This is a genomic window from Xenorhabdus sp. PB61.4 (assembly GCF_963894935.1).
GTDB classification, from domain to species: Bacteria; Pseudomonadota; Gammaproteobacteria; order Enterobacterales; family Enterobacteriaceae; genus Xenorhabdus; species Xenorhabdus stockiae.
This window is the reverse complement of the sequence record NZ_CAWQJR010000183.1, coordinates 19396-30015: the sequence shown is the minus strand read 5'-3', so window position 1 is coordinate 30015 and position 10620 is coordinate 19396. Positions and strand designations below refer to the sequence as shown.

Sequence of the window (10620 nt, the reverse complement as noted above, 5' to 3'; positions counted from 1 at the left end):
AGACTTTTTCCAGCTCCGGATATTGCCCTGCGTAGAAAGTCGAACCGTTACATTTCAGCCAACCAACCGGGGGAATGGCTAAAGGCCACGGAACCGGTACACCAATCGGCAAGGCCGAAAACGCCCCGAAAACAATGTCGTTCAGAGTCGGCTTATTATTCGCACTGTAAACCCGTATTCCCCCCGCTTCATACACGGCAGTACTGGATAAGTACCCTGTCACATCGACATTCCCATTGACGACGCCGCCTGTCACAGGATAAGCCCCGATATTACTAACAAATTCAGGCTTATTGGGAATATCCGCCCCGTTCTTCGCTTTCTCAAGGCGGCTGTTGGCGTTGTCGTTGACTTGGTTCAATGCCGAATTAGTGGCGTAATCGCCTTTGTCTTGTTTGGTGTTCAGGGCATCGGTGGTAGCGTTCTGGCTCATCACCTGCGCTTTACTGTTACCAACTGATTGTACGACATCAGAGCGATTGAGCTTTTTATTTAACTCATCCAAAAGCTGCGTCGTGCTTACCTGTTTCCATGCTGCACTCACTTTCTCAGGCAATTCTTTATTAAAGTTAATTTTGTTGTTATTCACCAGACTCTGAAACTCGCGGGTTTCATCATCAGACTGCAATATTGCCCCTTTGGGATAACCGCCCGTCGAATCCGCATATTCCTGAGAATATTTAAACTTCCCGCCTTGGGATAAATACACGATATTCTCTGAAATCTGGTTCAGGATGCCGTTAAAATCGCGTCCACTAGGGGGTAAACCGCCTGCGGTGACGGGCATCATAGTAATTTGTGGAAAACCGGTATCCCATGTGGCCTTTTGGCTGGGCAGGTCTGATTTGTGGTTCGCAGGGATCGCGTCTTTCTGCCCGTTCTGCGCGAAGGGCTTAGGGATTAAATTAGGGTTTTTCATGGTTCACCTTATTGTGCAAAAGCGGCCTGACCGAAAGGCTGGAAGCCCGTTCCATAGAAGCCGAAAAATTCACCCGCAGGCAGTTCTGCAATAGAAATTTGAACCCCTGACGGGCGCGGTAAGATGTGATGGTGGTAAATCAGGTTCTTTTCTAATTCCGATAACCGGTATTCAAAAACATACCGTGCGGTCATGTGTCCGGTGATCAGGTAATAGGCCCGGCCTGTAAAAATGCAACTTTTCAGAAACCGGTTAATATTCGGGGCGGTGGCATACAGGATATTCGAGTAAGCCTTCATTAAAATCACGTCCCGATAAGTGGAATCATCCATCTTGTAGGACATATCTGACGCCCCGCCACTGTAAAAGGGTGACTGGTCAAACGGGGTATACTTCTCTGTCTCTTTAAAGCCGAAATAATCGGCATTCGGATCGGGTATGGATAAATCCCTGCCAATGCCGACAATCCGCCCCCAGATATCCAGCCCGAACCCTTTTGCCGTGAGCACATTGACTGCCAGATGATAAAACTCATCCGTACTGGCTCTGGGGTCTACCGTGTCATTAAAATCATTGAGGATGGTGCAGAGGGTCGGACTGTTGGCGTACTGGCTCAGGAAGGTGTCTTTTATCTCAATCATGACGTTATCCTTATATCATCCACTGATAACACCGGGAACTCATCAATGCCAAATTCCAGATAATTTGCTACCGCCTCGCCTTTTCTGGCCACCTGAACCGCGATTAACCGCTCAGTCGCAGCTTGGGCCACAACACAAATATAATCACTGGCAATCAATTTCTTGGCAATGCGCCCTTTTCCCCGGCCTGTGGTGAATTCATTCATGACCGCCTGACGGGTGGCTTCTTTGTCCTGATGGGTTAATTTCAACTTGTCTTCAAAGGTGATAATAAACTCCACCGGGATATGATGCGGTCTGATGAACTTAATATCGTAAACAGGCGGCATGTAAGGAAAGCTTTCGGTGTCTTCGTACTTGACTGTATTATTACCCATAAACGAGCAGCCAGACCCGGCTTTACTCAGAATATGTCGGGCAATCTCATTATCATCGCCACCCACGACAGACACCGCGATTGAGTTCCGAATTAACGGATAATTGGTGAACCCTACGGTTTTTGTTTCGTTAGACGGGTTATCAACAACGTAACAGTCGATCACGCCCTTAAGATTACCTACCGCACCCCGTGTCGCGGCATTGGTATTTTTGGCATTGACAGCTACCGACTGCTGTCGCCTCAGCTCAAATTCCTGTCGGGATTCCGCCTCCTTGCCCACAATAGCGGCCTGTTTATTGATAACCGAATCTACCCCGGTAACAGCTTTCACAATGCGATTAATGGACTCGGCAGCCGCTTCAACTCGTCCAACAACATCACAGTAAACATGCACAGTGACCAGTGCATCATCACCGATTGTGACTTCCGTCTGCGTACTCCACGTCCTCCCGGCATTATCAGCCACCTGAAAGCCAACCGGGATAACCGCATTGACCAGCCCATTAACCGTGATCTCAGCTACGGATTTAGTGGCCTGCTTACGTTGCAGAAAATAAATATACCCCAGCGCATCCTGCATCAGACCGTCAGCGTAACGCGGGTCAAAGCTGTTCAGGAGATGGATAAAGAAGTTACGTTCATCGGTGATAATCGCAGTTAGCGTCGTCACTAGTTGGCCTTGCGGGGTTTTCATGTCGGTATTGAGATTGTCACCAAAACACCCCTTGAGTACCTGCCACCAGCCATCAATCACCTCCTGTGTGGGTGGCGCTAATATCCCCTGTGGGGTCATTTGCAGTTTTGGGATCATAGTTCGATTGCTCCCTTGGTTCCGTTGATATCAGTAAACAGTATTCGTCCTCTCACTACCCTGTCATTGGCGGTGCTGAGTTCCGCCGTAGCTGATATCACTCCCTCGACAGACATCGCTGCATCCTCTAAATACTTGCGGTACATCGCCAGTGAATAGCGGTTCTTACCTAAGATTTCCTCCAGATACGGAATGCCGTCACCCTGCGAGTAATACAGGTCTTTCACAAAGACCCGACAGGCATTAGCCACTGACTGCGCTCTGGCGTACTGGTCTGAGGCCACAGCAATGTTGCCCGCCGCATCGAGAGTTAAATCCCATGTGGCAGGCATTAAAAATAATGTCCGCATGATTACGCCTTCTGATTAGGTGGGCTGGTATTTGCGCCTTGTCCGTGTTCGGGGTGAGTGTGGCGGTTATAGATTTCACGCATACCCGCCATAGACTGGCTATTGGTGATTGTGTTGTCGGTAATATTGCTCTTGGCCTGAATGGTACTGGTCGTCTCAACCGGCGCATCCAGTACAATTTTAGTGGCTTTAACGTTCACGATGCCGGTGGACACGATGTCCATTCCGCTCTCCAGAAAATGGATAAACTGGCTCGGCGTGCCATTCAGCAAGCCACCGAGATAGAGACTGTCTGCCATATCGTATTTGCGTTTACTACCCGGTGGCGCTGAATTCTTGGTTCTCTTCACCTTCGAGATATCCCGACTGGCGGTAAAGCAAAAACCCAAATCCCCCACTTTCGGGTCAAGAATAACGGCGTTCTCGCCGCCCTGATAGCGAAAATACGGCACATTGTAGACGGTGGCATTTTGATAAATATTGCCTGCCCCATCGACCTGTTGCACCAGAGGCAGGATATCGACATACCCTACCGGGCCAACACCGCCGCCGTGGATTTTCTCTATCCGGCAAATAGTCACGGTGCCCATCCTGCCAATCAGCGACCAGATAATGGCTTCCTGACTGAGTGCCCCGCCTGCGGTGGCTTGTGGGTCATAAAGTAATACCCGTTCACTTCTTGATGGCGGCATAATTTCCTCCTCGTCGGCTGGCTGACACTTCCATTGCCCATTGTGCGGAATCCTGCTCGGTTTCTAATATTGTCCTGATACCAAAGACCAGCCAGTCCCCGTTACATATCTTTATCAGGCTGTCAGTAATACGGACAATACCGCCGAACCGGACGAGCGGATCATAGAAGCATTTGAACTGCACGCCGAGATTGGTTGGTATGGGGTAACTGATTAGGCCTGTTTCCGGTGAGATAACCGGTATTTTTAAGGTGTGCCGGGGGCTGTCCTTGTAGGTAATGGCTACGTTTTTGTCTTCGATATACACATCCAGATTGGCAGCATGAGCCAGTTGGCGGATTTTATCGATATCCGTGTTATGCAAGTACGGATCGGAGACTTTCACGCTGACCCCGTTGGACTCAAAGGTGTAGCCCATGCGCTGGCAAATGGTCGCGATAATAGCGGCAACATCGTGTTCACCTTCGTAACTTTCAGCATTCACCCCCTGCATTTTATCCAACACCGCCGTTTGCGACTCAATCACCAGTGATGCATTAGGTACATCACCAAAATCAGGGTAGGCAAACGTGATGCCACCTCTGAAGACCTGTGATAACGCCTCACCTTCTTCTCCGGCCTCAATGGTCATCATATTGCGCAGCGCCTGAAGATCACCCCACTTTTTGCGCAGTAACTTCTCCATCGTCTCGATAGGCAGGCCATAAGCTTTCACCCGCGCATAAGGCGTGATGGCCCCGTTGCCGTAGTTAATTTCGGCGTTAATGCGTAGCCCGGTGGCGGAGAGTTTATTCTGGCTGGCTGAGGTGAAGGATTCGTCTTTGCCTGAAAGTGTGAGGGTGATTTTGATAACTTTTCGATTAAATTTCATCGTTCCATACCAGTTTATAGCGAGAACCCAGTCCGGTGTATTCCGGGTCAGTATTCCCTTCAATATCCACAAAGACCAACCATCGACAGATATACGACAAATTCCGGCAAATGCGGTTACACACCAGATATTCCCCGTTCTTTTGTACTGTGGCGAAAATGTTTCCCAGTCGGCTCTCAAGGGTCAGGTCAATTAGGTCTGTACCAATCGTGAATGAGGTTGTTTGGTTGGGAATAGGAGATAAAGTAATTTCAACAAGCATTAAAAGAACCCTCCTCCATTAATTTGTTGCCGCCCCATCTCTAGGAGTTCTTTACCCTTATCAAGGGCTTTTCCTAATGCACCGCCGACTCTTTCGCTAAAATCCCCAATCCTCTTTAATTTAGTTTTTCTGCTATCCAAAATATCATCCAGTATGCCGTTCACTTCTTGCTGCTGCGCTTCCACTTTCTGTGTCTGGTCTCCGGTGTCTTTCTTTTTGGCATCATCCGGGTTCTTCACTTCCTCTTTGTCATATTTGATTTTCACTTCCCTGACTTCTTCCAGATGGACATTGACCTTAATCAGCGTAGTGCCATCTTTGGCTTCCCGTGCAAGGTCATAGCCGACAATGGCAGCATTGATGTAGACAAATTCAGGTGTGACCACATGAAATTTCAATGTGCTTTTCGCTAATATCTCAAGCTGAGACAGGAAAGCACCGCGCTCTAATGTGCCACCTGAGCTTTTGCTTAACTGAACCGTCACTTTGTAAGGCTCACCGACCTTGTTATAAGAGGCAAATGAGCCGTTCTCTATCGGAGCACTCACCACCCGATACTGGTTCTGGTATTGCAGGGATATCACGCTATCTGCCAGCAACAGGGGGATGCCATACTGATTGAATATTCCCCAGTAGTTGCCGAACAATGTGTTTATTAACGCTGCACCACCCAGGCTAATTCCGGCATCAAGTGCAGCGTTGGGGATACCCTTCCAGTTAGGGATATCTGGTTTTCCAAACATAGTTCACCCTGTTTTTTAGATGTAAAAAAACCGCACTCGGCGGCCTTAGAAATGAAAAACCCGCCGAAGCGGGTTAGTTATTGGCTAATTGTTTCATATATTTTATATACCGCAAAAAACAAGCTAGGCAGACCTAAAATCCAGAGAATGATGCTTAAGCGCATATCCTTCAATTTACCATCAAAAGCCACTTTCTGGTTATCCATGGAAGATTTTAGTTCAACGCCTTGTAAGGCTATTGCGGATTCAAGCTTACTTGATTGCAAAGCTATAGCTGATTCGAGTTTAGATGTTTGTAAGTCAATCTTACCATCGAGCTTTAACATCGTTTCATTTAGGCGAGACAAGGTAGACTCAATGGAATCAACTCTTGTCTCTAACTTTTCTATGCGAGCGTCCATATCTACCTCTCTGTGTTTTTGGTTGATTCAATTTTAGCACTGACTGGTTATACAATCACCAAATAATGCCATCCGTGGCTTGAGACTAAAGCGCGTTATCCGGCATTGATATCATTTTATCAATGTAATAACCGTATAATTTGGCTACCCCTTGAATAATGCCTTCCGGTGTATCCATCCTGTTTGTAAGCCTATCTACTTGATTGGAATGGTTATCGTAAATTTCCAGTTTAACTGTATATCTAACTTGCTGAGATACAAGCAAAGCCTCTTTACCTAGAAACTCACCTTCAATCACTTTCGTTGCCAGATACGCTATCGCAGACGGAAGCTGCTCATGGCTGAGTTCGTCAATGTGGTTTACCCCAAACTCACGATGCACCATCTGGAATAACGTTCTATCACTGATGCCATATTTACCCATTAGGGTATTAACCAGTCCACGTAAGGGAGTCCGATCATAGGTTGTGGTTTTGGAGACGTCTAAACTACTTTCCTCAACCTCGCGGTCCAGTATATCCAACGCCCATTTACGGAACTCTTTAGCAACACTCGTCTTTGAGAACATAGCAATTAGGTGGGCGCCCCTAAGAGAAAAAACGCGTACCTTTTTTTGTAAGTTTTCATCGTAACCTTTTGATTTATCCGAGACACTCAATTTGAGGGTCTCGGTCATCGCTGAGGTGAACTCATCAGAATTACGCTCATAAATCTGAGTAACTGCATCTGATTTTTTGTATTCAAGCGCCTTTGCTAACTCTACCGCAGTAAGCCAAATATTATTAGCATGAGAAACAGGGTTAAACACTGTATTACGGAAGACTAATTGATTAGTGTTATTCGTTTTGCTAATTGCTATACTCTTCATTGTCTATCTCCTGCAAAGAGTTGTAGACGTTGTATTAGAAGCCCCTAGCTATCGGAAGTAGTTCGGGGCTTCGCCGTTTAAAGCGACATCATTTATTACGTAACTGTAACCTTTTGTAAATATTTACATCCTAAATTTGGGAAGCGGCTCGAAAATTAGACTAATCAATCGATTTAAGATTGGGAATCGGTTGCATACCCTTAATAACATTGATAGCTTGATTGTTCGCTCTTCGCCTTCCGTGGCTTAAATCCTTAAGCTACTACTTGCTTGTGATTGAAAACCTAGCCATCTTGGGATGATGCCACTGTGAACCACGCTGTTCAGCCTCTGCCATCATTTGGCGTAAAGCCTTTTCGAATGACTCTTCATGCACAACTGACATCTGGATGACCTGTCCGCCCGGTGCAACATGAGGTACTTTTTTGTGAGGAACCGACCAAGCCATGACTAACTGTCTACTCTTGGCATCACTCAATCCATAATTGGCTTTCAGGTAACTGTAACCCTGATAACCAACCGGAATAGTCCCTCTCTCTATGTGTTCCATTTTTTGCTCAACTACGGCAATGCGGCGTTCCTGCTCGACATTCGCTAGTGCCATGGCTGCGATTATTTCATTTGGAGTTGTTGGTTTGACATTATGCATTTCCTCCAATTTATCAACCAAGACGCGGCGAACGGCTTTTGATTCACGAGCAGCAACGCGCAATGCTTGTTTGATATTGATTGAAATTACCTCAATTGGTCTGCCACCAGTCTCACCAGAGGGTTTTACGAATATTTCGTAAAACTCCCCGTTAAGCTCATCTTTGACACGATTTAAAAAATCGTTATTGCGGATTAGTTTTTCTCCGCAATCCTTACGAGTCTGATTAACCATTACCAACAGGTGCTGAGTGTCAATGGTTTTTTCAGTGACAAAATTGAAGCTATTTGCTACATTGTTATTAGTCATTAAAAGCTCTCCGTAGAGTTAGTTTGATTGAAACCAGTAGCCGTTAACTACTGGTTTTCTGTTTTTAGAGCGCCTGCAAGTGCCCTAGAAAATTAATTTGTCATTCGTTACAATGGCTAAGTTGTTTATCTCGCGGTAAATAGCACTCAGGAGCCTTAGTTGTTCGAGCAGCTAAGGCTTCGCTATTTCTACGCTGCATTCTTCCGCTGTCCTCTAACTCTATTCATCCTGTCCTTTAATATCTTCACGATCTCTGCATTTAGAGAGCGGCCATTATTGTTGGATTCTTCCTCATACCATTCCCTAACCTCATCCGGCATCCTCAAGGGATACGGGGGTATTCTTTTCTTATGACTCACAATGACTCCTTATTTATCCTTAAAATCAACTTTCTTCACCTACATAATGGATCATAATGACTCACCTTGTCAAACATATATTTACTACCTACACTGCCGGTAATGAGTCTAAAGGAGTCAAAGTAATGTCACGTATAGCGCCATACCCTTTACGAATGCCGCCTGAATTGAGGGAAGCGTTAGAAGATAAAGCAGAAAAATCGATGCGAAGCCTCCAGCAAGAGGTCATCTATCACATCGATATGTCATTGCAAATTGAGAAGCTTATTGCGTCTGCTCCACCGTCATCTGACGATACATATACACGGATAGCTAAGGCGTTAAGATTAGAAAACGAAGTCAAAAAGAAAGACGAAAAAATTGAAGAGTTAAAGATGCAAGTCAGCCTGTTGGCTGAATCAACAAAACACTCAGATACAGACAAATTTAGAGATATTGATACCCAAGCAAGGATTGCTCAAGAAGCATTAGAGAAGATAATAAAAAACATCCCTCCAAGATATGAGGAACTAGATAAGAAACCCATTCTTGCTAGAGGTACTCTACCCAACAAAAAAGCCCCATAAGTATTATCTTCAACTTCCTCCAATGGAGGTTTCTCAGAATATCAATGGGTTAGTTGAGTTTATATGATGGTCAAGATTTTGACCATCTAATAACACATTGATTTTACTCAATTATAACGAATCGTTAGAATCACTTTCGACCTACAAAATTTTTGTAGTTACCAACAAAAAAGCCCCGTAGGGGGCTACTTCACCCCTATAGTTATCCCGCTCGCCCATACTTAGCTGTTAGCTGTTTATTATATTTAAGAACAAACTCTTTAAAATTCTCGCTTATATTGCTATCATTTTTTCCGATTCCATTTCTAAAGTTATCTCTACATTCACCAGTACCTTTCGCACACCATTTGGTCATAATGTTTTCATTGGACATATAAAGAGAATAAATACCTGCATTTTGAATACGAGTTTCTCTGTTAGTAAATTCATCGTAGGAAATACAGCCAGCAAATAATGGCTCATCCATATCTCCTGCGCCAGCACCGATGCACACCATATCTGCATTACCACCTTTCCTTAAAGCAAGAACATAATCATCATTCTTGTCTGCATACAATGAAACGACACTAAGTGGGTCCCATACGTTTTCGGGATCGCCCGATACATTCACAACCGCATATCTATTAGAGTAATCAGTGCCTACGCTATTAATATATCCTGTTATTCTTATTTTTTTGCCTGTATATAGTTTACTTGCTGACAGAAGATTGCTTTCGTAATCAGAATATATTTCAGCTCCAGTATACGTCCCTGTAACTTGGGATTTTTTTAAAACGTTGCTCTTCTCTGCTATTCCACTTTTCATTATTTTTATATAGTTACTATAGGCTGCTTCATTCTTAGGAATAGGAAGACCATATTCATCTACTTTGGGATTCTCCGATGTCTGATTCTCCTTTTTACCTATCACCGCTATCTGTTTATATAGATTAGAGGTTTTCTTATACCAATTTAGCAAACACTCTTCCGTATCACAGTTTTTCTCGCGCAATTTCCAGTTCTGCTTTACTAGCGCCTTAAAATCGTCACTATTGCCAGTAATAACCTTTGTTTGAAGATAATCGATGTACAACTCATCGTCAGCCTGAGATAATACAGGAGTCGAGCAGATTAGTTTTTCAGCTTTACTTGTTGCTTTAGTGCAATCAAAACTAGCAGCATTAGTAACACCGGATATTAAAAATAAGGCAGCAGCACATTTCCTTAGCATTCATCACCCCATACAACAATTAATTTGCTCCAAGTATAACCATCTTGCTCAAATAAAACACAGGCTAAACAAATTAGTGTTATGCTATCCACATAGATCAACTACTTTGAGGTGCAATGTAATGAGATTAATAAAAGCCGCACTCCTTATAATTGCCACTGTAATAGCATTACCTTCTCTAGCAGCAGAGAATAAAAAATATGAGTCTATGACTTATGCAGGTAATGATTACTATATGGATATTCGTGATGGTAAAATATATGGTATTTATGATGTACCTAAGAATAATTCAAGTGATGTTGCAGGCTATTGGTTTAATTGCTCTGCCCCCGCTACAGAACGTGTCACTGTTGTTTCTGTTACACCAGACGAAAGAACGATTGAAAAATTCAAGGTTAAAAATAGCAAGGGTGATTATGTAACCTATGATATTTCACCAATCTATAAAGACATTCCAGACTTTGCACGGGGCTATATAAGTTCCTTGATTAAGCAAGATACCAAGATAAAACTGACTTCTCGCGTCTGTGGCAGTGGCGGCTTCCCTACCTTTGAATCCGTCGAACCCATTAAACACTCTTAAGCTAAGC

At 44.4% G+C, this 10620-nt stretch carries 14 protein-coding genes and 1 pseudogene; 2 read left to right on the top strand and 13 right to left on the bottom strand.

Annotated elements, in window-relative coordinates:
* The 12 genes and pseudogenes from AACX68_RS15125 to AACX68_RS15070 all read right to left on the bottom strand — a co-directional run.
* The coding region (locus tag AACX68_RS15125; protein ID WP_228859691.1) for a phage tail protein at window positions 1-919 on the bottom strand (919 nt) is incomplete at its 3' end.
* An 8-nt stretch (window positions 920-927) separates the two neighbouring features.
* Window positions 928-1560 (bottom strand): DUF2612 domain-containing protein, encoded by a 633-nt coding sequence (locus tag AACX68_RS15120; RefSeq protein ID WP_228859690.1) that lies wholly within the window; start codon window positions 1558-1560, stop codon window positions 928-930.
* Complete coding sequence (locus AACX68_RS15115) at window positions 1557-2750, bottom strand: baseplate J/gp47 family protein (protein WP_228859689.1); 1194 nt, start codon at window positions 2748-2750, stop codon at window positions 1557-1559. Before AACX68_RS15115 ends, AACX68_RS15120 begins: the two co-directional genes overlap by 4 nt.
* Window positions 2747-3034 carry a hypothetical protein gene (locus tag AACX68_RS15110; protein ID WP_228859688.1) on the bottom strand — a complete coding sequence of 96 codons (288 nt, stop codon included), beginning with the start codon at window positions 3032-3034 and terminating at the stop codon, window positions 2747-2749. The genes AACX68_RS15115 and AACX68_RS15110 overlap by 4 nt, the downstream gene beginning before the upstream one ends.
* Window positions 3035-3102: 68 nt before the next feature.
* Window positions 3103-3792, bottom strand: coding sequence for a phage baseplate protein (locus AACX68_RS15105; protein ID WP_228859687.1), 690 nt, complete (start codon window positions 3790-3792; stop codon window positions 3103-3105).
* Window positions 3773-4663, bottom strand: a complete 891-nt coding sequence (locus AACX68_RS15100) for a baseplate hub protein (RefSeq protein ID WP_228859686.1) — start codon at window positions 4661-4663, stop codon at window positions 3773-3775. The genes AACX68_RS15105 and AACX68_RS15100 overlap by 20 nt, the downstream gene beginning before the upstream one ends.
* Window positions 4653-4925, bottom strand: coding sequence for a phage baseplate plug family protein (locus AACX68_RS15095; RefSeq protein WP_228859685.1), 273 nt, complete (start codon window positions 4923-4925; stop codon window positions 4653-4655). The genes AACX68_RS15100 and AACX68_RS15095 overlap by 11 nt, the downstream gene beginning before the upstream one ends.
* On the bottom strand, window positions 4925-5668 hold the full coding sequence (locus tag AACX68_RS15090) for a phage baseplate protein (RefSeq protein ID WP_228859684.1): 744 nt from the start codon (window positions 5666-5668) through the stop codon (window positions 4925-4927). The genes AACX68_RS15095 and AACX68_RS15090 overlap by 1 nt, the downstream gene beginning before the upstream one ends.
* A gap of 77 nt (window positions 5669-5745) precedes the next feature.
* A complete protein-coding gene (locus tag AACX68_RS15085) occupies window positions 5746-6069 on the bottom strand; it encodes a hypothetical protein (protein ID WP_228859683.1) in 324 nt (107 codons plus the stop codon).
* Window positions 6070-6568: 499 nt separating this feature from the next.
* Window positions 6569-6937, bottom strand: a pseudogene (locus tag AACX68_RS15080) (BRO-N domain-containing protein); the annotation flags it as partial.
* Between the two features lie 262 nt (window positions 6938-7199).
* Window positions 7200-7895, bottom strand: coding sequence for a hypothetical protein (locus AACX68_RS15075; RefSeq protein WP_228859681.1), 696 nt, complete (start codon window positions 7893-7895; stop codon window positions 7200-7202).
* A 188-nt stretch (window positions 7896-8083) separates the two neighbouring features.
* A complete protein-coding gene (locus AACX68_RS15070) occupies window positions 8084-8254 on the bottom strand; it encodes an Arc family DNA-binding protein (RefSeq protein ID WP_339389357.1) in 171 nt (56 codons plus the stop codon).
* 125 nt (window positions 8255-8379) lie between these two features.
* On the opposite strand from AACX68_RS15070, the gene AACX68_RS15065 reads away from it, so the two are divergent.
* Window positions 8380-8820, top strand: coding sequence for an Arc family DNA-binding protein (locus AACX68_RS15065; RefSeq protein ID WP_228859680.1), 441 nt, complete (start codon window positions 8380-8382; stop codon window positions 8818-8820).
* Between the two features lie 202 nt (window positions 8821-9022).
* Here AACX68_RS15065 and AACX68_RS15060 read toward each other — a convergent pair whose 3' ends face one another.
* Window positions 9023-10030, bottom strand: coding sequence for a lysozyme inhibitor LprI family protein (locus AACX68_RS15060; RefSeq protein ID WP_228859679.1), 1008 nt, complete (start codon window positions 10028-10030; stop codon window positions 9023-9025).
* A gap of 121 nt (window positions 10031-10151) precedes the next feature.
* Here AACX68_RS15060 and AACX68_RS15055 point away from each other — a divergent pair, with 121 nt between their 5' ends.
* Window positions 10152-10613: a hypothetical protein gene (locus AACX68_RS15055; RefSeq protein ID WP_228859678.1), complete on the top strand. Its 462-nt coding sequence runs from the start codon at window positions 10152-10154 to the stop codon at window positions 10611-10613.
* The last annotated feature ends 7 nt before the right edge of the window (window positions 10614-10620 follow it).